The organism is Pseudomonas sp. S2_A10 (assembly GCF_054668465.1).
Window position 1 is genome coordinate 1,390,196 of the sequence record NZ_CP162773.1, and the last position, 24,095, is coordinate 1,414,290.

At 60.7% G+C, this 24,095-nt stretch carries 21 protein-coding genes and 1 pseudogene; 8 read left to right on the forward strand and 14 right to left on the reverse strand.

The features are described 5' to 3' along the window. Window positions 1–46: 46 nt before the first annotated feature. The 3 genes from AB4N41_RS06435 (at window position 47) to AB4N41_RS06445 (ending at window position 2,145) form a co-directional block, all read left to right on the forward strand. Window positions 47–1,177, forward strand: coding sequence for a PepSY-associated TM helix domain-containing protein (locus AB4N41_RS06435; RefSeq protein ID WP_150743473.1), 1,131 nt, complete (start codon window positions 47–49; stop codon window positions 1,175–1,177). Further along, window positions 1,174–1,353, forward strand: coding sequence for a hypothetical protein (locus AB4N41_RS06440; RefSeq protein WP_041476738.1), 180 nt, complete (start codon window positions 1,174–1,176; stop codon window positions 1,351–1,353). The genes AB4N41_RS06435 and AB4N41_RS06440 overlap by 4 nt, the downstream gene beginning before the upstream one ends. Window positions 1,354–1,515: 162 nt before the next feature. Next, on the forward strand, window positions 1,516–2,145 hold the full coding sequence (locus AB4N41_RS06445; RefSeq protein WP_252877018.1) for a glutathione S-transferase: 630 nt from the start codon (window positions 1,516–1,518) through the stop codon (window positions 2,143–2,145). Between the two features lie 181 nt (window positions 2,146–2,326). Here AB4N41_RS06445 and creD read toward each other — a convergent pair whose 3' ends face one another. The 4 genes from creD to rloA2 form a co-directional block, all read right to left on the reverse strand. Beyond that, window positions 2,327–3,694 (reverse strand): cell envelope integrity protein CreD, encoded by a 1,368-nt coding sequence (creD, locus tag AB4N41_RS06450; protein WP_252877019.1) that lies wholly within the window; start codon window positions 3,692–3,694, stop codon window positions 2,327–2,329. A 132-nt stretch (window positions 3,695–3,826) separates the two neighbouring features. Beyond that, the gene (creC, locus tag AB4N41_RS06455) at window positions 3,827–5,245 is read right to left on the reverse strand and encodes a two-component system sensor histidine kinase CreC (protein ID WP_252877020.1); all 1,419 of its coding nucleotides are present in this window, start codon (window positions 5,243–5,245) and stop codon (window positions 3,827–3,829) included. Continuing rightward, the gene (gene creB / locus AB4N41_RS06460; RefSeq protein ID WP_252877021.1) at window positions 5,245–5,925 is read right to left on the reverse strand and encodes a two-component system response regulator CreB; all 681 of its coding nucleotides are present in this window, start codon (window positions 5,923–5,925) and stop codon (window positions 5,245–5,247) included. The genes creC and creB overlap by 1 nt, the downstream gene beginning before the upstream one ends. A gap of 69 nt (window positions 5,926–5,994) precedes the next feature. Then, window positions 5,995–6,501, reverse strand: a complete 507-nt coding sequence (gene rloA2, locus AB4N41_RS06465; protein ID WP_041476742.1) for a retropepsin-like aspartic peptidase RloA2 — start codon at window positions 6,499–6,501, stop codon at window positions 5,995–5,997. 279 nt (window positions 6,502–6,780) lie between these two features. Between rloA2 and AB4N41_RS06470 the strand changes: the two genes are divergently transcribed. Continuing rightward, entirely contained in the window at window positions 6,781–7,668 is an 888-nt protein-coding gene (locus AB4N41_RS06470; protein WP_252877022.1) for an acyltransferase, read from the forward strand. 1 nt (window position 7,669) lies between these two features. On the opposite strand, the gene AB4N41_RS06475 is transcribed toward AB4N41_RS06470, so the two are convergent. Further along, window positions 7,670–8,227, reverse strand: a complete 558-nt coding sequence (locus tag AB4N41_RS06475) for a DUF2780 domain-containing protein (RefSeq protein ID WP_016772837.1) — start codon at window positions 8,225–8,227, stop codon at window positions 7,670–7,672. 281 nt (window positions 8,228–8,508) lie between these two features. On the opposite strand from AB4N41_RS06475, the gene AB4N41_RS06480 reads away from it, so the two are divergent. Next, window positions 8,509–8,817, forward strand: a complete 309-nt coding sequence (locus tag AB4N41_RS06480) for a hypothetical protein (protein WP_056786558.1) — start codon at window positions 8,509–8,511, stop codon at window positions 8,815–8,817. Between the two features lie 62 nt (window positions 8,818–8,879). On the opposite strand, the gene fdhA is transcribed toward AB4N41_RS06480, so the two are convergent. The 8 genes and pseudogenes from fdhA to AB4N41_RS06520 all read right to left on the reverse strand — a co-directional run bounded on the left by fdhA (window position 8,880) and on the right by AB4N41_RS06520 (window position 18,968). Continuing rightward, window positions 8,880–10,079 carry a formaldehyde dehydrogenase, glutathione-independent gene (gene fdhA, locus AB4N41_RS06485; protein WP_016772834.1) on the reverse strand — a complete coding sequence of 400 codons (1,200 nt, stop codon included), beginning with the start codon at window positions 10,077–10,079 and terminating at the stop codon, window positions 8,880–8,882. A 174-nt stretch (window positions 10,080–10,253) separates the two neighbouring features. Beyond that, complete coding sequence (gene purU / locus AB4N41_RS06490; RefSeq protein ID WP_039757644.1) at window positions 10,254–11,111, reverse strand: formyltetrahydrofolate deformylase; 858 nt, start codon at window positions 11,109–11,111, stop codon at window positions 10,254–10,256. 215 nt (window positions 11,112–11,326) lie between these two features. Then, entirely contained in the window at window positions 11,327–11,959 is a 633-nt protein-coding gene (locus AB4N41_RS06495; RefSeq protein ID WP_126367130.1) for a sarcosine oxidase subunit gamma, read from the reverse strand. A 142-nt stretch (window positions 11,960–12,101) separates the two neighbouring features. Then, window positions 12,102–15,119 carry a sarcosine oxidase subunit alpha gene (locus AB4N41_RS06500; protein ID WP_460138363.1) on the reverse strand — a complete coding sequence of 1,006 codons (3,018 nt, stop codon included), beginning with the start codon at window positions 15,117–15,119 and terminating at the stop codon, window positions 12,102–12,104. Further along, window positions 15,116–15,445, reverse strand: a complete 330-nt coding sequence (locus AB4N41_RS06505) for a sarcosine oxidase subunit delta (RefSeq protein ID WP_016772830.1) — start codon at window positions 15,443–15,445, stop codon at window positions 15,116–15,118. The genes AB4N41_RS06500 and AB4N41_RS06505 overlap by 4 nt, the downstream gene beginning before the upstream one ends. A gap of 14 nt (window positions 15,446–15,459) precedes the next feature. After that, window positions 15,460–16,709 (reverse strand): annotated as a pseudogene (locus tag AB4N41_RS06510) (sarcosine oxidase subunit beta family protein). Between the two features lie 21 nt (window positions 16,710–16,730). Next, a complete protein-coding gene (gene glyA / locus AB4N41_RS06515; protein ID WP_024014589.1) occupies window positions 16,731–17,984 on the reverse strand; it encodes a serine hydroxymethyltransferase in 1,254 nt (417 codons plus the stop codon). A gap of 273 nt (window positions 17,985–18,257) precedes the next feature. Next, a complete protein-coding gene (locus tag AB4N41_RS06520) occupies window positions 18,258–18,968 on the reverse strand; it encodes a TraX family protein (RefSeq protein ID WP_252877023.1) in 711 nt (236 codons plus the stop codon). A gap of 126 nt (window positions 18,969–19,094) precedes the next feature. Here AB4N41_RS06520 and AB4N41_RS06525 point away from each other — a divergent pair, with 126 nt between their 5' ends. The 3 genes from AB4N41_RS06525 (at window position 19,095) to AB4N41_RS06535 (ending at window position 22,242) form a co-directional block, all read left to right on the forward strand. Beyond that, entirely contained in the window at window positions 19,095–20,135 is a 1,041-nt protein-coding gene (locus AB4N41_RS06525) for a threonine aldolase family protein (RefSeq protein ID WP_016772826.1), read from the forward strand. Between the two features lie 158 nt (window positions 20,136–20,293). Further along, on the forward strand, window positions 20,294–20,779 hold the full coding sequence (locus AB4N41_RS06530) for an Hcp family type VI secretion system effector (protein WP_056786550.1): 486 nt from the start codon (window positions 20,294–20,296) through the stop codon (window positions 20,777–20,779). Between the two features lie 104 nt (window positions 20,780–20,883). Then, window positions 20,884–22,242 carry a hypothetical protein gene (locus AB4N41_RS06535; RefSeq protein ID WP_252877024.1) on the forward strand — a complete coding sequence of 453 codons (1,359 nt, stop codon included), beginning with the start codon at window positions 20,884–20,886 and terminating at the stop codon, window positions 22,240–22,242. Window positions 22,243–22,873: 631 nt separating this feature from the next. Here the strand turns inward: AB4N41_RS06535 and gbcB are convergent. Further along, complete coding sequence (gene gbcB, locus AB4N41_RS06540) at window positions 22,874–23,974, reverse strand: glycine-betaine demethylase subunit GbcB (protein ID WP_016772824.1); 1,101 nt, start codon at window positions 23,972–23,974, stop codon at window positions 22,874–22,876. Window positions 23,975–24,095 lie beyond the last annotated feature (121 nt).

A 24,095-nucleotide genomic window follows, 5' to 3' on the forward strand; every position in this document is an offset into this window, starting at 1 on the left:
CAGGCCGTCCGTACCGGACGGCTTTGGTGTTTTTGAAGGTCATGCAATGAAAAGTAAAACCATCCGCCGCTGGTCGTTCATCCACACCTGGACCAGCCTGATCTGCACGGTGTTTCTGCTGATGCTCGCACTGACCGGTCTGCCGCTGATTTTCAGCCACGAGATCGATCATTTGCTCGGCAACGCCCCGGAGCTGCGCGAGATGCCGGCCGACACGCCGCAACTCAACCTGCAGCAACTGGTCGATGCCGCGCAGAAACATCGCCCGGGCGAAGTCATGCAGTACTTCGGTTATGACGACGAAGAGCCGAACGCGGCGTTCGCGATCATGGCCAGGACGGCCGACACCGAGCCGAACTCTTCGCACACCTTCATGCTCGATGCGCGTACTGGCGAAGCGCTGGAAACCCCTTCGGCAAATGGCGGTTTGATGCTGTTCATCCTGCGTCTGCACGTCGACATGTTCGCCGGGCTGCCGGGCAAGCTGCTGCTGGCGTTCATGGGGCTGCTGTTTGTCGTGGCGATCGTCTCCGGCACGGTGCTGTACCTGCCGTTCATGCGCCGCTTGAAATTTGGCACCGTGCGCCAGGACAAGTCGACAAGACTGCGCTGGCTCGATCTGCACAACCTGATCGGCGTCGTCACTTTGACCTGGTGCCTGGTGGTGGGCGTGACCGGGGTGATCAGCGCCTGCGCCGACCTGCTCATCGCCGCCTGGCGCAACGATGCACTGACCACCCTGATCGCGCCGTATCGCGATGCGCCGCCGCTGACTCAACTGGCGCCGGCTACGCGGCTGCTCGACATCGCCGAGGAAGTCGCACCGGGGATGAAGCCGGATTTCATCGCCTTCCCCGGCACACGCTTTTCCAGCGAGCACCATTACTCGGTGTTCATGAAGGGCGGCACGCACCTGACCTCGCACCTGCTGACGCCGGTGCTGATCGACGCCACGACCTTGCAGGTCACCGCCGTGGCCGAACGGCCGTGGTACATGGACGCCATGGGCATGTCGCAGCCGCTGCACTTTGGTGACTACGGCGGCATGCCGATGAAGATTCTCTGGGCGACGCTGGATGTGCTGACGATCATCGTGCTGGCCAGTGGTGTGTATTTGTGGGTGGTGCGGCGCAAGGCGGCCAAGCCTGTATTGGAAGCGGCGGAGGCCTCGGCATGAAGCCGCGTCAGTCGAGTTTCTGGAAGGTTTTCAGCACACCGATCGTGATCGCCTTGCTCAGTGCGGCGGGGCTGTTTGCGGCCTTGCTGGGGGATGGAATCTGGGATGCGTTGAGCTGGGTCGGGCTTGGCGTGCCGGCATTTCTGGCGATAAAAGGTTTTCTGCCGCGAAGCTGAGAATCCCTTGTGGGAGCGAGCCTGCTCGCGAAAGCGCCCGGACATTCAACATCAAAGTCGACTGTCACGACGCCTTCGCGAGCAGGCTCGCTCCCACATGGGTTCTGCGCCGGACGCGAGCAGGCTATGCTGCCCGATCATTGTCCTGATCGAGACCTTGCCATGTCCGCCCCCAGCATGACCCTGTACCACAACACCCTGTCGCCCTTTGTCCGCAAAGTCATGGTGCTGCTGCACGAAACCGGTCAGCAGGATCGTGTCGCGCTGCAGGACTGTGTGCTCAGCCCGGTCAGCCCGAACCCGGCGCTGATTGCCGACAACCCGCTGAGCAAGATCCCCGCCCTGCGCCTGGCCGACGGCAATGTCATCCATGACAGCCGCGTCATCCTCGAATACCTCGATCAGCAGCACGTCGGCAATCCGCTGATCCCCCGGGAAGGTGCGGCGCGCTGGCGGCGCCTGACCCTGGCGTCGATGGCTGACGGGATCATGGATGCCTCGGTGATGGTGCGTTATGAAACTGTGCTGCGCCCGGTGGAAAAACACTGGGACGAATGGCTCGACGCCCAGCGCGACAAGATCCGCCGCGCCCTCGCCGTGCTGGAAAACGAAGCAATTGCCGAGCTGACCAGCCATTTCGATGTCGCGGCGATCAGCGTGGCCTGCGCACTGGGCTATCTGGATCTGCGCTTCCCGGACATGGACTGGCGCGCGGCCAATCCGCAACTGGCCAACTGGTATTTTGAAGTGAGTCAGCGACCGTCCATGGTGGCGACGATGCCCAAGTCTTAGATCTGGGCTGCCTGTTCCGGCCTCTTCGCGAGCAGGCTCGCTCCCACAGTTGACCACATTCCAATGTGGGAGCGAGCTTGCTCGCGAATGCACCAACTCGGTTTCGGAGGTAGTGACGCAATAAGCAGCGTCACCAAAACCTCCGCTTCCCGCTGTTCCTCGCGTAACCCAAGCCACCCGCTCATTGCATCGCCTCCACGTCAAACTCCAGCGGCCTGGCCGGCTTCAAACCAATCCCGTACCAGTCCAGTTTGCGCGTCAGCACCATGAACACGCCGAGCAGACCGAACAGCATCAGCGAGCCCATCAGCAGCGCGTAGTCCTCGGCACTGAGCAAGCCGTACAGCAAGCCATACAGCGCCGCCAGCCCCGCCGAAAAACTCAAGCCATGCCGCGCGCTGCGCAGGACGTGGCTGACATAGAAGCCGATCAGCAACACACAGCCACTCGCCGACAACAGATACGCCAGCGCAAAACCGATGTGTTCCGACAGCGACAACAGCAGCAGGTAAAAGAACGCCAGCGCGACACCGACCAAGGCATATTGCACCGGGTGCACCGCCAGGCTCTTGAGCACTTCGAAGAGGAAGAAACCGGCGAAGGTGAGGACGATGAACAGCAGCGCATATTTGATCGCCCGATCGCTCTTCAGGTACTGATCCACCGGATCGATGAAGCTCACGCCGAAGCTGCGCCCGTTGAGTGCATCACAGTCGCCAGCGACGCAGCGCTCCATCGCCTCTTGCAGGTTGGTGGAGAAAAACGAGGTCTGCCAGTCGGCGCTGAACCCCTGATCGTTGATCTCGCGCTTGGCCGGCAGGAAGTTGCCGACGAAGCTGGGGTGCGGCCAGTTGGCGGCGAGGCTGACACTGCTGGTCTTGCCCACCGGCACCACACGCAGCGAGCCGGTGCCTTGCAGGCGCAGGTCGAAACCGAAGGTCAGTTGCGTGGCTTTGCTGGCGTCCAGCGCCGGCAGGGTCACGTGTACGCCCTCGCCGATCCAGGCCACTTCGCTGCCTGGCACGAAGTCCAGTTGCTGGCCGCCGAGCTCGAGTTTCAGCGCGTTCTCGATGCCGCGAATATCGCTGATCCCCACAGCCAGGAACGGCGCATCGAACTGATAATCGGCAAAATTTTCCTTGATGCCCAACTGCGCCGGCAGGGAAAAATGCCCGTCGATACGGTTATCGGCGTGAAACAGCCGCGCCTCGTAAATACCGCGTTTGCGCAGCTCGGTCTGCACCTGGCCATCGAGCTCGAAACGCTCCGGCAGAAAGTACAGACGCCCGCGCGCTTCGCTGACTTCTTCGTAGCGCTTGTTGGTTTTTTCATTGGTCTTCCAGGTGCGCACCACCTTGCGATACGGCACCACCATCACCGGTCCGGTCAGCTGCTGGCTGTAACTGGAACTGCGCGCGATGTCTTCGAGCACACCGTCGCGCAGTTGCTGACGCTCATCGATGATGCCGTCGATCATCAGCAAGGGGATCAGCAACAGCAGGATCAACAAGGCGATCGCGCCGAGTTTGATGGACAGATTCTTGTTCATGGGACTCTCCCTGTTTGGATGGGAAGAGTCTGGGGATGCGCTGTGGTGGGAGTGTGGGGGGAATATGGAGATTGTGTGGAGAATGCATTCTCCTGTGGGAGCGAGCCTGCTCGCGAAGGCAGCAACTGGGTCTCACGGCAAGCGCAATACCACCTCAACCCCGCCCTCGACATTGCCAATGCGCATCACCCCGCCATGCAACTTGACCACTTCTTCAACGAAGTTCAGCCCCAGCCCGGTGCTCTTGCGTCCGCTGTCCGGGCGCGGCAACGAGTAGAAGCGTTCGGTCAGACGCGGCAAGGCGTAATCGGGAATCGGCGTGGTCTGGTTGAACAGGCGGAACTCGATCTGCTCGCCAACCCGCTCGGCACGCAAGCGCAACAAGCCCTGCGCCGGAGTGAAATCAAGCGCGTTTTCCAGCAGGTTGCCCAACGCCTGGCGCAGCAGAAACGGCTCGCCAATCAACAGCAGATCCTCGCCGATCGCTTGCTCGACACGCAGTTGTTTGCCCTCGATCCGCGCGGCCTGCGCCTTGAGCAGTTCTGCGACCAACAGCGCCAGCGGTACTGCCACCCGTTCTTCCAGCCCTTGGCGCTGTTCGACCTGCGCCAGGTTGAGCAGGCGCTCGATCAACTGCTGCATCCGCGCGCTTTCGCTGTCGATGTTGCTGACAAAGCGCAAACGCTGGACGGCCGGCATCTCGCTTTGCAGCAACTCCGCCGCGCCCCGAATGGCCGCTAGCGGACTTTTCAATTCATGGGTCAGGGTGTGCACGTAGCGCTCGACGTAGGCCTTGCCTTCGAGCTGCGTGCGCATCTGCTCGACCGCCGTCGCCAGTTGCTCCAGCTCGCCGCCGCGATAATGCGGCACTTCCACGCGCCGGCCTTCGCTGACCGCTTGGGCATAACCGGTCAAACGATGTAGCGCACGGCTCAGCCACCATGAGAGCAAAGCGCCGAACAGCAGACCGAGGCCGATCAGTCCGGCGCCGTAAAACAGCAAGCGCCGCTCGGTGCGATCGACGTAGGGTTGCAACGAACTGTTGGGCTTGGCCACGGTGACCACGCCGATGATCTTGCCGTTGTCGCGGATCGGCGCACCGACGTGCATCACTGAAGAGCTCGGATCGTCAGGATCACTGCGGCTGGAGCGCGCGCCGTACTCGCCACGCAGGGTCAGATAGACGTCGTTCCAGCGCGAATAATCCTGGCCGACCGCGACGCCGCTGGAGTCGAGCACGACGATGCCCTTGGCGTCGGTGACGTAGATGCGGTGGTTGACCTGATTTTTCGGCAAACCCCAGATCGTCGCTTGCGGCTGCCGCTCGCCATAGGCGCGGAGCAATTGCGGCCAGCGGTTCTCGCTGAGGGTGCCGGCCTTGAAATCGTCGCGCAGGATTTCTGCCATCAGGTTGGCGGTGTCCACCAGCGTCTCTTCGGTGGACTGACGCACGCCGGGGCGGATTTCTTCCATCACCGTGTTGAGGACGAAATAGCCGGTCAGGCCGACAAACAGCACGTACACCAGAAAAATCCGCAGCCCCAGCGACATCAGCTGTGCCCCGGGCTGTAGCTGTAACCGAGGCCGCGATGGGTCTGGATCGGCTCGGCCTCGGCGCGCACCAGGCGCAACTTGGCGCGCAGGCTTTTGATGTGGCTGTCGATGCTGCGCTCGTAACCGGCATCGGCCGCTACGCCCAGCGCATCGAGCAATTGCTCGCGGCTGAACACCCGCTCGGGTTGTTCGAGCAAGCATTGCAACAAGCGGAATTCATGGCGGGTCAGGCTCAGCGGCTGGCCGCGATAGCTGATCTGTACGCGTTCGGCATCGATGCGAAACAGCGTTGAGCCTGCTTCCAGGGTTGCGCGCGGCGCCATGCGTTTGAGGATGGCTTTGACCCGCGCTGCCACTTCACGCGGGCTGAACGGCTTGACCACGTAATCGTCGGCACCGATCTCCAGACCCACCACGCGGTCGATCTCGGCGTCGCGGGCGCTGAGAAACAGCACCGGCACTTCCGTGAAGCGCCGCAATTGCTTGCAGGTCTCGAAGCCACTGATGTCCGGCAGACCGATATCGAGAATGATCAGGTCGGACGGGGTTTGCCGCTGATGCTCCAGCGCCGCCGCGCCGAGGTTCAGCCACGTGGTGCTGAACCCCTCGCCCTGCAAGGCAAAAATCAGTGTGTCGGCAATCGCCGCTTCGTCTTCGACAATCAGGATGTGCGGCATGGCGTCCGAGCCCGTGGCAGTTAGTGCGCGAACGGTGCCCCAAGCCCGGGGTTACGTCAATCAGACCACTTAGCAGTCAGGCTTGTCGGCGGTGTAACGCCGTGCCGGGTTGACCGCCGCGCCGAACTCACGCAAAGCCTTGGCGCCGATCAGCAGCGGATAGTTGAAGTGGCTGCGGTCGGTCAGATTGACCTCGACGGTGCGCTTGACGTTGCCCAGGCACAGTTCCAGATCGACCACCGGGCGCTTGGCGACATCGCTGCTGTCGCGCTCTTCATCGTCCTCGTCGGAACGGCTTTTGATCTTGCTGATCCGCGCGACCTTGTGCTCGAAAACCTTGTTGCTGGCGTCCTTGGTGGCGAGGCGGAAACGCACCCAGTCGTCGCCATCACGGGTGAAGGTCTCGATGTCCTTGGCCGACAGCGAGGCGGTCAGCGCGCCGGTGTCCATCTTGGCCTTGAGCACTTCGCCACCGATTTCCGGCAGCGCGATGTATTCGTAGCGACCGTACAGCGTCGGCTCGGCGGCCATGACCGGAAGCGCGACGAGGGCAAACAGAGCAAGGAGGGATTTCACGTAAGGGGCTTCCTTGGAAATTGAGGGCGGCAAACTGGGATTTTAGACACGCACCAAGTTATTCGTTCGCTTCTCGGCCCCCTTCGCGAGCAGGCTCGCTCCCACATTGAAATGCATTGCCCTGTGGGAGCGAGCCTGCTCGCGAAGAGGCCAGTGCATTCAGATCCAATCTTGAGCGAAGCATACCCGGCGAAAAGTGAAACATTCGTCAGCGCCGATTTGGCCTGTCGCGCGAAGCTGCTTATCATGGCTCGCCCCTGCCACTTCATAGAGTTGCTTATGCGCCGCCTGCTCACCGGCTGTTTCGTCACCCTGCTGCTGTTGCTCAACACCCTGGTCCTGATCGGGCCATTGATGGTGTTTGCCCTGCTCAAACTGGTCGCACCCGGGCGCTGGCGGGATTACGCATCGGGGGCGGTGATGTGGATTGCCGAGACCTGGGCCGAGATCGACAAGCTGATCTTCCGGCTGTGCATCCCGACGCAATGGGACATTCGCGGCGGCGACGATCTGCGCCGCGACACGTCCTATCTGGTGGTCAGCAACCATCAATCGTGGGTCGACATTCCAGCACTGATCCAGACCCTCAACCGACGCACGCCGTTCTTCAAGTTCTTCCTGAAGAAAGAGCTGATCTGGGTGCCGTTCCTCGGCTTGGCGTGGTGGGCGCTGGATTACCCGTTCATGAAGCGCTACACCAAAGCCTTTCTGGCAAAGAACCCCGAGCTGGCAGGCAAGGATCTGGAAATCACCAAAGCGGCGTGCGAGCTGTTCAAGCGCCAGCCGGTGACGGTGGTGAATTATCTGGAAGGCACGCGCTACACCCTGGCGAAAAGCACCCAGCAGGAATCACCGTTCAGCCACCTGCTCAAACCCAAGGCCGGCGGCGTGGCGTTCGTGCTGGCGGCGATGGGCGAACAGCTCGACGCGATGCTCGATGTGACGGTGGTGTATCCGCAGGAAAAAATCCCGGGCTTCTGGGACCTGATCAGCGGCAACGTGCCGCGAGTGATCATCGACATCAGGACCCGCGAACTCGACCCGACGCTGTGGCAGGGCGATTACGAGAAGGATCCGGCCTTTCGCCAACACGTCCAGAACTGGGTCAACCAGCTCTGGACCGAGAAGGATCAGCGCATCGTCGAGCTGCGCAACGAGCGCGGCTGACTCAAGTGCCGGTGCCGGTGCCCCAGATGCTGCCCAGGCTGCTCAACAGCGAACCACCGACGCCCTGCTGACCGAGATATTGCAGCAACACCGGGGCAAACTGGCCGATCATGCCGCTGTCCATGCCCAGCGCGCTGAACGCGTTGTTCAGGTCGTTAGTGTCTTTGACATTGCCCAGCGCATTTTCAAGACCTGCGGACTTGCCGGACGAACCGAGCAAAGCCCCGAGCGCCGCCAGATTGCCGCTGCCACCGGACAGTTTGTCGATGCCCGGCACTTCCTTGGCCAGTTGCGAGTAGTCGGTGCTGCTCAACTGATTCTTCGCCAGCCCAAGCATCGCACTGGTACCGCCAACGGCCTGCTCCGGCGTGACGTCCAGCGCACTCAAAGCACTCAACAAACCAGCGGTCTCCGAAGTCGGCGCTGCAGCGGCCGCCTTGTCACCACCTTGCATCCCCGCTACCGCACCGGCCACGTCGTTCAAACTGAACCCGGCAAACACCGGCCCGGCGGCCAGGGTCAGGAGCGATGCCAAGGCAAAACCGCGTGAAATCTTCATTCAGACATCCTCTTGGGAAAAGCAGCCGCCGGACAACGGCGACGAAACTGCCGGTTTGACCGGGTATCGGGCGGCATGTTCCTCGCCGCGCATCCCCTTCTCTACGCACTCACCTAAATGAATTGTTCAATCGTTGAATAGCCACTTCACTATTCGACTTCACACTGAAAACCCGACTATTTATTTCGATTGGAACTAACCAACTGTCAGATCTGACAGTTGGCAGTCATAACGATGCAAGTGAATATCTCCACTCCAATTACGTAACGGAGTACGAAAAGATGAAGTTGAAAATTGTCACTGGCGCCCTGCTTGGTCTGACCATGATGAGTACTGCCTATGCTGCAACCTGCCCAACGATATCAGTGACTCATGCGCAAGGCGCCGAAGATGTAACCTTCACTTCTGCCCGACTTAAAGATAAAGACACTGCTAATTCAGTTGTCATCTGCCGATACGAAGGTGAGGCAGACCTTGGCGTCTCGGCTGGCTACAGAAACGACACTCCGGTTCAAGCCACCGGTAGCAATTGGAATGGTGATGAGTGTGCAACCAAGGATGGTGACGCCCGCAAATGCGCCTTTAAATAACTGATCGTGTTCAGAACAAAAAAGGGCAGCCCGATCGGCTGCCCTTCTTACATGGGTAGAACTTACGCCGCACTGAACAACTTATGCGGATCAATCACAAACTTCTTCGGCACGCCCGCATCGAACTCGCCGTAACCTTCTGGCGCCTGATCGAGGCTGATCACTTGCACGCCGACTACTTCAGCGATGTTGATGCGATCCCACATGATCGCCTGCATCAGTTGGCGGTTGTACTTCATCACTGGAGTTTGCCCAGTGTGGAAGCTGTGGGATTTCGCCCAGCCCAAGCCGAAGCGAATGCTCAGGCTGCCCATTTTCGCGGCAGCGTCGACGGCGCCCGGATCTTCGGTGACGTACAGGCCGGGGATACCGATCTTGCCGGCAACGCGCACCACGCCCATCAGTGAGTTGAGCACCGTGGCCGGGGCTTCGGCCTTGACGCCGTCGTGGCCGTGGCCGCGTGCTTCAAAGCCAACGCAGTCCACCGCGCAATCGACTTCCGGCTCGCCCAGCAGCGCGGCGATCTGTTCGTGCAGCGGGGTGTCTTTGGACAGGTCGACGACCTCAAAGCCCTGGGCCTTGGCGTGGGCCAGGCGGATGGTGTTGACGTCGCCGACAATCACCACCGCAGCACCGAGCAAACGTGCGGAAGCGGCAGCGGCCAGGCCGACCGGACCGGCGCCGGCGATGTAAACGCTGCTGCCCGGACCGACGCCGGCAGTAACCGCGCCGTGATAGCCGGTCGGGAGGATGTCGGAGAGGCAGGTCAGGTCGCGGATTTTCTCCATGGCCTTGTCGCGATCCGGCAGTTTCAGCAGGTTGAAGTCGGCGTACGGCACTAGCACGTATTCAGCCTGGCCACCGGTCCAGTCGCCCATGTCGACGTAACCGTATGCGCCGCCGGCACGGGCCGGGTTGACGGTCAGGCAGACGCCGGTGTGTTGCTCTTTGCAGGAACGGCAGCGCCCGCAAGCCACGTTGAACGGAACGGAGACCAGATCGCCGATCTTCAGGTTTTCGACGTCGGAGCCCTTTTCGATCACCTCACCGGTGATCTCGTGCCCCAGCACCAGACCGGTCTGCGCCGTGGTCCGGCCGCGCACCATGTGCTGGTCGGAGCCGCAGATATTGGTCGAGACCACTTTGAGAATGACCCCGTGCTCGATCTTGCGACCGCGCGGGTCCTGCATTTTCGGGTAGTCGATTTTCTGTACTTCGACCTTGCCAGCGCCGAGATACACCACACCACGATTGCCAGACATGCTTTCACCTCGCTGTTGTTTTTATGGAACTGCGTTGCCCCGGTTGGGCAGCGCGTTGAGTGCTCGGGTATTGCTTGTTGGTCTTGCGTTGTTTGTTACGGCCCCTTCGCGAGCAGGCTCGCTCCCACATTGGAATGCATACCCTGTGGGAGCGAGCCTGCTCGCGAAAGCGATCTAGAGAACGACGGTTCTGTTGGCGTTCAAAAAAACTCGTCTTTCGATGTGATACCCAACCGCCCGCGCCAAGGTCAGGCCTTCGATATCCCGCCCTTTGGCAATCAGGTCTTCGGGGTAATGACTGTGATCCACCGCCTCGACGCCTTGGGCAATGATCGGCCCTTCATCGAGGTCGTTGTTGATGTAATGCGCCGTCGCGCCCACCAGTTTCACGCCCTTGTTGTAAGCCTGGTGATAAGGCTTGGCGCCCTTGAAGCCCGGCAACAGCGAGTGATGAATGTTGATCGCCTTGCCGTCGAGCTTGCGGCACAGCTCCGGCGATAGCACCTGCATGTAGCGGGCGAGGATCACCAGTTCGGCGCCGGCTTCTTCGATCACCTGCCAGACCTGACGCTCCTGCGCCGGCTTGTCATTGGGGTCGAGAGGGAAATGGTAGTAGGGAATCTGGTGCCAGTCGGCCAACGGCTTGAGATCCGGATGGTTGGACACCACCGCCGCGACGTCCATCGACAACTGGCCGATGCGCTGGCGATAGAGCAAGTCGTTGAGGCAGTGATCGGCCTTGGAGACCATGATCACCACTTTCGGCCGGTAGTTCGGTGCGGTCAGTTCGAAGAGCATGCCGAACGCCTGCCCGCGCTCGGCCAGCCCGGCGCGGAAGGATTGTTCGTCGAAGCCGTCGGGCTGACGGAATTCCACGCGAATGAAGAAACGCCCGGAGAGGCGGTCATCGAACGAGTGGTGCTCGGTGACGTAACAGCCCTGCTCGAACAGAAAACGCGTGACCGCGTCCACCGTGCCGAGGACGCTGGGGCAGTCGGCGGTCAGAATCCATGTGTCTGGGGCGCGGCTCATGGTGCGGTGACTCCTGTTCGTTGTGCGGGGTGTCAGGTTTTCCCTCACCCTAGCCCTCTCCCAGAGGGAGAGGGGACTGACCGAGGTGTTCTTTCGAGCTACGCCGACCTGAAATAGCGCGTCGAACTCAGGCTCGAAAAACACACAAATCTGCTCCCTTTCCCCCTCTCCCCCTCAGGGGGAGAGGGCTGGGGTGAGGGGGTGGCTTTTGATCTTCAGGCCTGAACGCTCAGCCCGTACTCGGCCGAAGCATCCTGCAACCACAACCACCAGTAATCCGAGAAGCTGCGACGGATCAGCAATTCCCAGGTGTCTTCCGCCGTATGACGGATCATCAACTGCGACTTGGCGAACACCGTGCCCACCGCTTTGCCGACCGGGAAGCTGTTCGGGTGCACGTCGTAGCTGGTCGACTTCATCAGCACCTGACGCACGTTCGGGCCGCTTAATTCGAGAATCTGCTGGCCGCCGCTGACGTTCACGATAGCAATGTGCAGATCACCCAGCGCTTCGCGCAGTTTCTGCTCGGCGGCGAACTCTTCACCGCTTGGCACGATCAGCAGCCACTCGTCCGGGCCCATCCATTGCAGGCTGGTTTCGCCTTTGACGATTACGCTCAGCGCACCGGGCAATTCAATGCCAAGCGCCTTGTGCACACCGGCCGCGAATGCGGCATCGTGGCCATCGCCACGAATAGTCAGGTGGCCGAGGAGTTTCTTTTCCCGCACGATCACGCCGGCGTTCTTGCGGCCCTTGCCGACCAGGCTGGCGAGGTCGGCATGGTGCAGCGACGACTCGGCACGGGCGCCGGTGGTCGGGCGTTGCTGGTAAACATTGGCTGTGGTCATAAAGCACCTTCTGAATTCTGTTGGTTCCTGTGGTTGCTGTGCCGCCGCCTTCGCGAGCAGGCTCGCTCCCACAGGGGAACGCGATCGAATGTGGGAGCGAGCCTGCTCGCGAATAGCCGCCCGCCCACCGCTCCCGAGGTTGTCAGATGTTCTGCCGCTCACCCTTCGGATCGAAGAACACCGAAGAAACAATCTCCGCCTCGATCACGCTGCCATCGGCCAGCGGTGCGAACACCCGCTCGCCCATGCGCTTGAGACCGCCCTTGACCACACCCATGGCAAATGAATAACCGAGGGAGTTGTGCGCGTAGCTGGAGGTCACGTGGCCGACCATGGTCATCGGGATCGCCTGCTTGGTGTTGAACACCAGCTGCGCACCTTCCGGCAGCCATTTGGTCGGATCGATCGGCTTCAGGCCCACCAGTTGTTTGCGCTGTTCCTTGACGCAATCTTCGCGGTTCATGCCACGCTGGCCGATCCACGAGAACGGTTTGGTGCGACCGACACACCAGCCCATGTTCAGGTCGTCCGGGGTCATCGAGCCGTCGGTGTCCTGACCGACGATGATGAAACCCTTCTCGGCCCGCAGCACGTGCATGGTTTCAGTGCCGTACGGGGTCAGGTTGTACTGCTTGCCGGCCTCGACGATTTTCTCCAGCACGCCCATCGCGTAGTCGGCCTGCACGTTGACTTCGTACGACAGCTCACCGGTAAACGAGATACGAAACACCCGCGCCGGCACGTCGCCGACCAGACCTTCTTTCCAGGTCATGAACGGGAACGCTTCGTTGCTCAGATCAATGTCGGTCACGGCGCTGAGCAGCTTGCGGCTGTTCGGCCCGGAGAGGGTCATGGTCGCCCAGTGGTCGGTGACCGACGTGAAGTACACCTTCAGCTCCGGCCATTCAGTCTGGTGGTACAGCTCCAGCCACTGCAGTACGCGCGCGGCGCCGCCGGTGGTGGTGGTCATGACGAAATGGTTGTCGGCCAGACACGCGGTCACACCGTCGTCGAAGACCATGCCGTCTTCCTTACACATCAGACCGTAGCGAGCCTTGCCCACGTCGAGCTTGGTCCAGGCGTTGGTGTACACGCGGTTGAGAAACTCGCGGGCATCCGGGCCTTGAATGTCGATCTTGCCGAGGGTCGAAGCATCGAGCAGGCCAACGCTGTCGCGCACGGCTTTGCATTCGCGCTTGACCGCCGCGTGCAGGTCTTCACCGTTTTTCGGGAAGTACCAGGGACGTTTCCACTGACCGACGTCTTCAAACTCGGCGCCGTTCTTCACATGCCAGGCATGCAGCGCGGTGTAGCGCACCGGTTCGAAGATGTGCCCGCAGTGTCGACCGGCCACGGCGCCGAAGGTCACCGGCGTGTAGTTCGGACGGAACATGGTGGTGCCCATCTGCGGGATGGTCACGTTCAGCGAACGGGCGGCAATGGCCAGACCGTTGACGTTGCCGAGCTTGCCCTGATCGGTGCCGAAGCCCAGCGCGGTGTAGCGTTTGACGTGCTCGACCGACTCGAAACCTTCACGGGTCGCCAATTCGATACCACCGGCGGTGACGTCGTTCTGGAAGTCGACGAATTGCTTCGGTGCACGCGCCGAGTTCTTCTCGTGCGGCACTTGGAACAGCGCCAGGGTCGGCTCTTCGAGACGGCTCAGGGCTTTCGGCAACACGCCTTCGACGGTCTGGAAACCGGCTTCAGCGGCAGCGCGCACGCCACCTTCGAAACCGTCGGCCAGCGAATCGCCCAGCGCGTAGACGCCATTGATGCCACCGACGCACACGCGCTTCTGCGGTGCTTCGCCCGGTACGAAACCGAGAATGTCTTCGCGCCAGACCGGTTTGCCACCGAGGTGCGAAGCCAAGTGAACCACCGGGCTGTAACCACCGGAGCTGGCCACCAGGTCGCAGTCGAGCCATTCGCCCGGACTGGTCACGGCGTGGGCCTTTACGTCAATCGCGGCGACGCGGGCAGCGGTCACACGCTTGCTGCCACGCACTTCGATGACGGCGCTGCCGGTGAGGATGCGAATGCCTTTGGCGCGCGCTTCTTCGACCAATGCACCGCGCGGATTGCTGCGCGCGTCGGCGATGGCGACGACTGGCAGACTGGCATCGAGCCAATCCAGAGCGACGCGATAGGCGTGATCGTTGTTGGTCGACAGCACCAGTTTTTTGCCCGGCGCTACGCCATAACGACGCACGTAAGTCGACACCGCGCCAGCGAGCATGTTGCCCGGCACGTCGTTGTTGCCGTACACCAGCGGACGCTCGTGGGCGCCGGTCGCCAGCACCACGCGCTTGGCGCGGACACGGTGGATGCGCTGCCGCACCTGACCGATTGGCGCGCGGTCACCAAGGTGATCGGTGAGGCGTTCGTGAATGGTCAGGAAGTTGTGGTCGTGGTAACCGTTGACCGTGGCGCGCGGCAACAGCAGCACGTCCGGAGTGTTCTTCAATTCAGCGATGACACTGGCGACCCATTCCATCGCCGGTTTGCCGTCGAGGCTTTCGCGCGAGTCGAGCAGGCTGCCGCCGAACTCTTCCTGCTCATCGGCCAGAATCACGCGGGCACCGCTGCGCGCAGCGGCCAGGGCTGCGGCGAGACCGGCCGGGCCGGCACCGACGATCAGCACGTCGCAGTGCTGGTTCATGTAGTCGTAGGTGTCCGGATCGTTCTCGGTCGGCGAACGGCCGAGGCCGGCAGCCTTGCGGATGTACTTCTCGTAAGTCATCCAGAACGATTGCGGGTACATGAAGGTTTTGTAGTAGAAACCCGGCGGCATCAGCTTGCCGCCGACCTTGCCGAGAATCCCCATCATGTCGTTGTTGACGCTCGGCCAGCCATTGGTGCTGGTGGCGACCAGGCCCTGATACAACGCCTGTTGCGTGGCGCGCACGTTGGGAATCTGCGTGGCTTCGGTGGCACCGATCTGCAGCACGGCGTTCGGTTCTTCGGAACCGGCCGCGAAGATGCCGCGAGGACGCGAATACTTGAAGCTGCGGCCGATGATATCGACGCCGTTGGCAATCAGTGCAGCAGCCAGCGAGTCGCCTTCATAGCCTTTGTAGGTCTGGCCGTTGAAGGTGAAGCTCAGCACTTTGTTGCGGTCGATCCGTCCACCGTTGGACAGGCGATTGGTCTGGCTCATACCTTCTCTCCCAGCGCCGTCGTGGCTGTTTTCGCAGTGCCAGCCTTGTCGGTGAATTGCGGCTTTTCGCCGATCTTGTAGCTCTCGAGAATCTCGTAGGTCACGGTATCGCGGGTGACGTTGAAGTACTGGCGGCAACCGGCAACGTGGTCCCACAACTCGTGGTGCAGACCGCGCGGGTTATCGCGGAAGAACATGTAGTCGCCCCACTCTTCATCGGTGCAGGCGTTCGGATCCAGCGGACGCGGGATGTGCGCCTGACCGGATGCATGGAATTCCTCTTCGGAGCGCAGTTCGCCGCAGTGAGGACAGAAGATGTGCAACATAGGGATTTCTCCTGTTAGTGGGCGACGGCAGCAGCGCCGTGTTCGTCGATGAGCGCGCCGTTGTGGAAACGGTCGATGGAAAACGGTGCGGCCAGCGGGTGCATTTCACCCTTGGCCAGACTCGCGGCAAACACGTTGCCCGAACCCGGTGTGGCCTTGAAGCCGCCGGTGCCCCAACCGCAGTTGAAGAACATGTTCGGTACCGGCGTCTTGGAAATGATCGGGCAGGCGTCCGGGGTGGTGTCGACGATGCCGCCCCACTGGCGGTTCATGCGTACGCGGGACAACACCGGGAACATCTCGACGATGGCCTGGATGGTGTGTTCGATTACCGGGTACGAACCACGCTGGCCGTAGCCGTTGTAGCCGTCGATACCGGCGCCGATCACCAGGTCGCCCTTGTCGGACTGGCTGATGTAACCGTGTACGGCGTTGGACATGATCACGCTGTCGATAATCGGCTTGATCGGCTCGGACACCAGCGCTTGCAGCGGGTGGGATTCGATCGGCAGGCGGAAACCGGCAAGCTTGGCCATGTGCCCGGAGTTACCGGCCGTCACCACGCCGACGCGCTTGGCGCCGATGAAACCCTTGTTGGTTTCGACGCCGATGCACACGCCGTTTTCCTTGCGGAAGCCGATCACTTCGGTCTGCTGGATCAGGTCCACGCCCAAGGCATCGGCGGCACGCGCGAAGCCCCAGGCCACGGCATCGTGTCGGGCGACGCCGCCGCGACGCTGCACGGTCGCGCCCATGATCGGGTAGCGGGTGTTTTTCGAGCAGTCCAGGTACGGAATTTCGTCCGCAACCTGCTTAGCGTCGAGCAGTTCGCCGTCGACGCCGTTGAGGCGGTTGGCGCTGACCCGACGCTCCGAATCACGGATGTCCTGCAGGGTGTGGCACAGGTTGTAGACGCCGCGCTGGGAGAACATCACGTTGTAGTTGAGATCCTGCGACAGGCCTTCCCACAATTTCATCGCGTGCTCGTAGAGGTGCGCCGACTCGTCCCACAGGTAGTTGGAGCGCACGATGGTGGTGTTGCGTGCGGTGTTACCGCCGCCCAGCCAACCCTTCTCGACCACGGCGACATTGGTGATGCCGTGCTCCTTGGCCAGATAGTAGGCCGTCGCCAGGCCGTGCCCGCCGCCGCCGACGATGACCACGTCGTAGACTTTTTCGGGGTGGGCGTGCGCCACATGCGCTGCCAGTTTTCGTGGTGGCTGAGCGAGTGTTTGAACAGGCCGAAGCCGGAATAGCGTTGCATAGTCATTACTCCAAAACCGACTCAGCGATAAACCGGGAAGTCTGCGCACAGGGCCGAGACCTGCTGGGCGACATTGGCCTCGACATCGGCGTCGCCGAGGTTGTCGAGGATGTCGCAGATCCAGCCGGCGAGGGTTTCGCACTGGCTGACCTTGAAGCCGCGCGTGGTCACCGCCGGGGTGCCGATGCGCAGGCCCGAGGTCACGAACGGCGACTGCGGGTCGTTCGGCACGGCGTTCTTGTTCACGGTGATGTGGGCACGGCCCAGCGCGGCGTCGGCGTCCTTGCCGGTCAGGCCCTGACGGATCAGGCTGACCAGGAACAGATGGTTGTCGGTGCCGCCGGACACAACATCGTAGCCGCGCTTGATGAACACGCTGGCCATCGCCTGGGCGTTGTCGATCACTTGTTGCTGATAAGCCTTGAAGCCAGGCTCCAGTGCTTCCTTGAAGCACACCGCTTTACCGGCGATGACGTGCATCAGCGGGCCGCCCTGGGCACCGGGAAAAACGGCGGCGTTGAGCTTCTTCTCGATCTCTTCGTTGGACTTGGCCAGGATCAGCCCGCCACGCGGACCGCGCAGGGTCTTGTGCGTGGTGGTGGTGACCACGTCGGCGTACGGCAGCGGGTTCGGATACAGGCCGGCAGCGACCAGACCGGCGACGTGGGCCATGTCGACGAACAGCAGTGCACCGACCTTGTCGGCGATCTGACGGAAGCGCGGGAAATCCAGAGTCTTCGAGTAAGCGGAGAAACCGGCAACGATCATTTTCGGTTTGCACTCGACGGCCAGACGCTCGACTTCGTCGTAGTCGATCAGCCCGGTGTCGGTGTTGATGCCGTACTGCACGGCGTTGTAGAGCTTGCCCGAGGACGACACTTTGGCGCCGTGGGTCAGGTGACCGCCGTGGGCCAGGCTCATGCCGAGGATAGTGTCGCCCGGCTGGATCAGCGCCAGATACACGGCGCTGTTGGCCGAAGAACCGGAGTGCGGCTGGACGTTGGCGTAATCGGCGCCGAACAGTTGCTTGGCGCGTTCGATGGCCAGCGCTTCGACCTTGTCCACATGCTCGCAGCCACCGTAGTAGCGCTTGCCCGGATAGCCTTCGGCGTATTTGTTGGTCAGGCCGCTGCCTTGCGCCTGCATGACGCGTTTGCTGGTGTAGTTCTCCGACGCGATCAGCTCGATGTGATCTTCCTGACGTTGCTCCTCGGCATTCATCGCCGCCAGCAGTGCATCGTCGTAACCCTGGATCTGGTCTTGCTTGCTGAACATCGCGTCTCTCCCAGCGGCATCTGTGCGCCATTCGTCTCGGTAAGGCACTGGCAATGATGGCAGTGCCCTTTGATGCGATGGTATGACCGGCACAGACAGCTCAAATGCCTGCGCGCGCCACGCAAAGGTGCGTTTACGACATGGCTGGAAATGCTCTCTTCGAAACGCCGGAGATCCACTGTGGGAGCGAGCCTGCTCGCGAAGAGGCCGGCACATCCGACATAGAAGTTGACTGGCAGACCGCTTTCGCGAGCAGGCTCGCTCCCACAGGGGTCAGGCGATGATTTGGCGGATGGCAAGCAGCAGGAAGAAATGCGCGGGATACAGCGCATATGCCCAGCGCCGCATCGGTGGAGGCCGGACATGTCGCCCATGTCGCAACAAGAACATTCCGAGCATCGGCGCAAACACACAGGCCGCCAGCCCAAGCATCGCCACGCTGTTGCCGAAACGCGCCGATTCGAGCAGCACCTGCCATTGGTTCGCCGCCAGACACACCAGCCCCGGCAACAGGCTGAAATACCAGGGTCGGCGGAACACCAGCAGCAGCGCCAACGGCAACAATACGCCGAAGAAACCGAACATCAGTCGTTCTGAAAAAACCGCCGCAACCACCAGCGCGGCCAGCGCGAGCAACCGAGGCACCGACGCTGAGTCCTGCCAGCCGCGCGCCACCAGCAAGCCCAGCGCCAGCGTCGGCATTACGTTGAACGTGTCAGGGTCGGGGATGTAAAAGCGATAAGGGATTTCGCTGATGGCGCTGAACAGCACCAGCCAGCCCAGATAGCGCCATTCCATCTTGCGCGAACCGTCCCGGGCCAGATTCGCCGCCATCGCCAGGCAAAACCACGGAAATGCCAGGCGACCGGGCACATAAAGCCAGTCGGCGGAGAAGCCGACATATCGCAGGTGATCGAGCAACATGCTCAACAGCGCCAGCCACTTGAGCAGATCCAGGGCACCGTCGCGTTGGCTCAGGTGCATAATCGGCCCATAAACTGGTAATTTTCCCCACCCGACATCGCATGTGCTCCCCGGAAGATCTTCGGTAAAGTGCGCATCCTCATTGACCACGAGCCTTCACAAGAGTCTCGATTACGGAAGCCGGCCATGACCGACAAGAGCCAACAATTCGCCAGCGACAACTATTCCGGGATCTGCCCGGAAGCCTGGGCCGCCATGGAACAGGCCAACCACGGCCACCAGCGCGCTTACGGCGACGATGAATGGACCGCCCGCGCGGCCGATCATTTCCGCAAACTGTTCGAAACCGACTGCGAAGTGTTCTTCGCCTTCAACGGCACCGCCGCCAACTCGCTGGCCCTGTCGTCGCTGTGCCAGAGTTACCACAGCGTGATCTGCTCGGAAACCGCCCACGTCGAAACCGACGAATGCGGCGCTCCGGAATTCTTCTCCAACGGCTCGAAGCTGCTGATCGCCGGCACCGAAAACGGCAAGATCACCCCGCAATCGATCCGTGAAGTCGCGCTCAAGCGTCAGGACATCCATTACCCGAAACCGCGCGTGGTGACCCTGACTCAAGCAACCGAAGTCGGCAGTGTGTACACCCCGGAAGAAGTCCGCGCCATCAGCGCAACCTGCAAAGAACTGGGCCTGCACCTGCACATGGACGGCGCGCGGTTCTCCAACGCCTGCGCATTCCTCGGCTGCTCGCCCGCCGACCTGACCTGGAAAGCCGGCGTCGACGTGCTGTGTTTCGGCGGCACCAAGAACGGCATGGCGGTGGGTGAAGCGATCCTGTTCTTCAACCACAAACTGGCCGAAGACTTCGACTACCGCTGCAAGCAGGCCGGGCAACTGGCGTCGAAGATGCGCTTTCTGTCGGCACCGTGGGTCGGCATTCTGGAAAACGACGCCTGGCTCAAATACGCCCGCCACGCCAACCACTGCGCGCAACTGCTGGCAGAACTGGTCAGCGACATTCCCGGGGTCGAACTGATGTTCCCGGTGCAGGCCAACGGCGTGTTCCTGCAACTGTCCGAGCCGGCCATCGCCGCGTTGACTGCAAAGAACTGGCGCTTCTACACCTTCATCGGCAAGGGCGGCGCACGCTTCATGTGCTCCTGGGACACCGAAGAAGAGCGCGTGCGCGAACTGGCGCGCGATATTCGCGAGGTCATGTCGGCCTGATTCCCTCCCAAGTTGCATTCCCATGCTCAGCACGGGAATGCAACCCAGAGGCTGCGCGTCGCGGACCTGCATTTTCAGAATCGGCCTACACCAAGGCCTACAGAAAGCACAAAAATCCCGCCATAGACTGCTTGCTCCCGATTCAAGGAGCGCACGCGATGGCAATTCCCGGCTACATGACGATCACGGGCAAGACCCAAGGGCTGATTTCGGCAGGCTGCTCAACGCCTGATTCGGTGGGCAACAGATATCAGGCGGCACACACCGATGAAATCATGGTGCTGTCGTACAGCCACAACCTCGCCAACCTCGACAACTCTCACCGAGCCACCCACGCGCCGGTCATTGTCACCAAAGTCGTCGACAAATCTTCACCGCTGCTGGCCCAGGCACTGGCCAACCGTGAAGAGATCGACTGCAAGATCAACTTCTACCGAACCTCCCCTCAGGGTCAGCAGGAAAAATACTTTTCTGTCTCGATCGACGGTGCGGTGCTCACCGAACTGAACCTGGATATGCCCCACGTCATTCTGCACAACGACGCGGAACCTCAGGAGCAGGTCGCCATTCGTTATCGTGGCATCAGTTGGGTGCATCACCTCGCCGGGACCAGCGGCCATGCCTCGTGGGGCGAAGAAGGTTGAGCGATCGGCGCCATGGTCTCAGCGACGTTCGACACGTTGCCGGCAAGCTGCTCGCACAGGCACAGACAGTCGGCTCACCTCATCTGGCATTCGGCAGTGCGCGCGTGCAGTTCAATCAGGAGGTCGCGCGCTTCGCCAAGGGCATTGTCGATGATGTCGCCAGCGGCCGCCTTTCAGCGGACATGGGCCTTGACGCCTTTGCACAGGAACAGCGTCATCTTCTGAACCAATCCAGAGTTCTGGTACGCGGCACCAAAGGTGCCGTTCCTGAAGCGGTGAAAAAACGCCCGTTATCGATGCTCAGGCAGCCTGCCTCGCGCTCCGATCCAGACAGGTTGCTGCGCGCGATTCATCAGCAGAACCTCAGGGTGGCGCGCGTTAATAACAGCAGCACCGCGCGCAGCCCTCACCCCGTCAACGACTTGAAGTTCTTCCCCAGCGAGCACTGGCCGCAAGATCGCCCGGCCCCATCTGAGCCGGGGTTTTACATCGTGCCGAAAAGCATTGTCGCCGAGAAGCTTGAGGCACAACTGCTCCCCTCCGCCAACCCGAATGTCATCGCCAGATTCAGAAGTTTGAATCCGACCCCGGACATGATTAAAGCCGGTTCGATGATAGTGCTGAGCGACCCTGACAATCAGCAATGCACATACGAAGAAGCGTTGCTGATGCAGACCGCCCGTTTCGTCAGTGCGACGCTGGAACCACTGACCGTGGAAGAAGCGGATTTCATGGCGCAGCACTATGGCGTGATCCAGACCGCACTCGCCTATGAATCAAAAGTGATCGGGGTCGTCACGGCCATGGCGGCCAATCATCTGGATGGCATAAAAAATGTCCTCGCGGATCTTGAGAAGCTGCATGTTCATACGCTGGACGCAAATGGCAGCCTGAACTCGAAGCCGTTCAAAAAACAACGTGCGCAGTTGCTGGAGAAACTGGACGTCCATCTCAACCGGTTCACGCGGCAAAGCATTGGTCTCCCGGATCACCCGAGCCTCAAGACCGCTCTCGGCATCGATCATCCTCACCTTGTGCACCGCTGGAGAAAGGCTGGCGGCATCGGCCAGAACCCAGGTTATGCCACACATATTCGGGCTATCAGCCAAGCGTCACAGTACGTCAAATATGGCGGCTGGATCGGCACAGCAGTAGGCGGTGGCGCCTCGGCCTTGAAGGTGCAGGATGTGTGCCTGCATGGGAATACCGAGGCGTGTGAAAAGGTGAAATTCACGGAAACCGGAAGCTTTATGGGTGGCATGGTTGGAGGAGCAATCAGCAGTCGCCTCTTGACTGCGCCACTAGCAGCGAAAATTTGTCTGGGAATAGGCGTTCCGACAGGAGGAGTTGGCACCTTGGTCTGCGGTGCAGTAGCGGTGGGAGTCGGATCTCTTGCAGCGGTAATAATAGGTGAAACATTGGGCGAAGATGCTGCTGAGATAATTTACCAAGATACTCGATGAGTCGCCTGACCAAACATTGCCCAGGACAAAACCAGCGAACACTCCAAGCAGAACTAAATAGCGTCTTTCTTTATGAAACCACGAACAAAAATATGCAAAACATGCAGCGCCAAAAATAAAAAGACACTTTCCAAATGTCATGTTTGTGGCTGCAGGTTTGAAAAACGCCTGCCGCAGCCAAGAAAATGGTTTGCCCTTACACCGAGAAGGCGTGGACTTCTGATATGCGACCTGACGACCCTATGCTTGTTTATCGTTGCTGCTCGCGCAATTTACAAACAGAGCATTCAATTACCTTACAGAATTCAGAGAAAAACCCAGTGGTACGAATTTAACGGATTGGAAATAGCAGCCCCCTTGTCAGCAATGTTTATGCTTGCGGTTTTGATGACGACTTTTTCAATCATCATTGGAGACCAAGGCAAACATTTCAATTCAAAGCCATTTGATCGCGTCTTGATTTTCAGCTTCGTCACAACTCCACTGCTTTATTTCAGCGCGTCGTTTTTTGGACACCCCGTCCGGTAGCTCTGGCGCGTAAAAGCGGTAGAACTTCACACAGATACAACATCGATAAAAAACTGCCATGACTTGTCCGTCATGGCAATTAGGAAGCCTTTACTTTTCTTCATTAAAACTCAATCCGCACATCCCCCTTCGGCACGCTGCAGCACGACAGGATAAACCCTTCCGCCTCGTCATCCTCGGTAATCCCGCCGTTGTGTTCCATCTCCACTTCGCCGCCCAGTTTCATCACCTTGCATGTCCCGCAAATGCCCATGCCGCAGGCTTTCGGGATCATCAGGCCGAGCTTGGCGGCGGCGGCGTGTACGGTTTCGCCCGGGCCGACGCGGATGCTTTTACCGGAGGCGGTGAATTCGACCTGGTGCAGATCCGCTGCGTCGATTTCCGGCGCATCGGCGGCTTGTTCGGCCTGTTCCACCGCGTCGGCGCGGGCCTCGGGTGGCGTGGCGCCGAAGGATTCTTCGTGGTAGCGCGACATGTCGTAGCCGGCCGCTTCCAGCAGGCGTTTGACCGCGGTCATGTACGGCGTCGGGCCGCAGCAGAACACTTCGCGCTCGAGGAAATCCGGGACCATCAGTTCGAGCATCTTGTGATTCAGATAACCGCGATAACCGGCCCATGGCTCACCGAGGCCGTGCTTTTCACAAATCAGGTGCAGGCTGAAATTGTCGATCCGCGATGCCATGTGCTCAAGCTCGCGGTGGTAAATGATGTCTTTCGGCGACCGCGCGCTGTGCACGAACGTCATGTCGACGTTGGCGTTGGTGTCGTAGAACCAGCGCGCCATCGACATGCACGGCGTGATGCCGACGCCACCGCTCAGATACAGGACCTTCGGGCTCGGGAAGTCGATCGCGTTGAACAGCCCGACCGGGCCATGCACCGCCAGCTCCTGACCTTCATGCAAAGTGTCGTGCAACCAGTTGGAGACCTTGCCACCCGGCACGCGCTTGATCGTCACCGAGAAGCTGTACGGCACCGACGGCGAGCTTGAAATGGTGTACGAGCGCATGATCGGCTGGCCTTCGATTTCCAGCTCCAGAGTGACGAACTGCCCCGGCTTGAAGAAGAACAGGATCGGCTGGTCGGCCATAAAGCAGAAGGTGCGCACATCCCAGGTTTCCTGGATGACTTTGACGCAACGGACAATGTGTCGGCCATTGGCCCAGGTCTGGGTGGTGACCGGATTCAGGAAGCTGTTGGACATGCTGTTCTCCACGGCCGACTGTCGGCCTCTTGTCGGCGATTCTGCGTATAGCGCAGACCGTGCGTTTACCTATCCGCGACATTGACATACTTATCGCGACCAGCCCTTGAACACCGGGGCT

Coding starts and splice junctions, on each gene's coding strand:
- purU (WP_039757644.1), bottom strand. CDS start 11,111: ATGAGCCGCGCCCCAGACACATGGATTCTGACCGCCGACTGCCCCAGC.
- AB4N41_RS06530 (WP_056786550.1), top strand. CDS start 20,294: ATGGCAATTCCCGGCTACATGACGATCACGGGCAAGACCCAAGGGCTG.
- AB4N41_RS06480 (WP_056786558.1), top strand. CDS start 8,509: ATGAAGTTGAAAATTGTCACTGGCGCCCTGCTTGGTCTGACCATGATG.
- AB4N41_RS06470 (WP_252877022.1), top strand. CDS start 6,781: ATGCGCCGCCTGCTCACCGGCTGTTTCGTCACCCTGCTGCTGTTGCTC.
- AB4N41_RS06475 (WP_016772837.1), bottom strand. CDS start 8,227: ATGAAGATTTCACGCGGTTTTGCCTTGGCATCGCTCCTGACCCTGGCC.
- creD (WP_252877019.1), bottom strand. CDS start 3,694: ATGAACAAGAATCTGTCCATCAAACTCGGCGCGATCGCCTTGTTGATC.
- AB4N41_RS06445 (WP_252877018.1), top strand. CDS start 1,516: ATGTCCGCCCCCAGCATGACCCTGTACCACAACACCCTGTCGCCCTTT.
- AB4N41_RS06440 (WP_041476738.1), top strand. CDS start 1,174: ATGAAGCCGCGTCAGTCGAGTTTCTGGAAGGTTTTCAGCACACCGATC.
- fdhA (WP_016772834.1), bottom strand. CDS start 10,079: ATGTCTGGCAATCGTGGTGTGGTGTATCTCGGCGCTGGCAAGGTCGAA.
- AB4N41_RS06520 (WP_252877023.1), bottom strand. CDS start 18,968: ATGCACCTGAGCCAACGCGACGGTGCCCTGGATCTGCTCAAGTGGCTG.
- creC (WP_252877020.1), bottom strand. CDS start 5,245: ATGTCGCTGGGGCTGCGGATTTTTCTGGTGTACGTGCTGTTTGTCGGC.
- glyA (WP_024014589.1), bottom strand. CDS start 17,984: ATGTTCAGCAAGCAAGACCAGATCCAGGGTTACGACGATGCACTGCTG.
- AB4N41_RS06505 (WP_016772830.1), bottom strand. CDS start 15,445: ATGTTGCACATCTTCTGTCCTCACTGCGGCGAACTGCGCTCCGAAGAG.
- AB4N41_RS06495 (WP_126367130.1), bottom strand. CDS start 11,959: ATGACCACAGCCAATGTTTACCAGCAACGCCCGACCACCGGCGCCCGT.
- AB4N41_RS06435 (WP_150743473.1), top strand. CDS start 47: ATGAAAAGTAAAACCATCCGCCGCTGGTCGTTCATCCACACCTGGACC.
- gbcB (WP_016772824.1), bottom strand. CDS start 23,974: ATGTCCAACAGCTTCCTGAATCCGGTCACCACCCAGACCTGGGCCAAT.
- AB4N41_RS06500 (WP_460138363.1), bottom strand. CDS start 15,119: ATGAGCCAGACCAATCGCCTGTCCAACGGTGGACGGATCGACCGCAAC.
- creB (WP_252877021.1), bottom strand. CDS start 5,925: ATGCCGCACATCCTGATTGTCGAAGACGAAGCGGCGATTGCCGACACA.
- AB4N41_RS06525 (WP_016772826.1), top strand. CDS start 19,095: ATGACCGACAAGAGCCAACAATTCGCCAGCGACAACTATTCCGGGATC.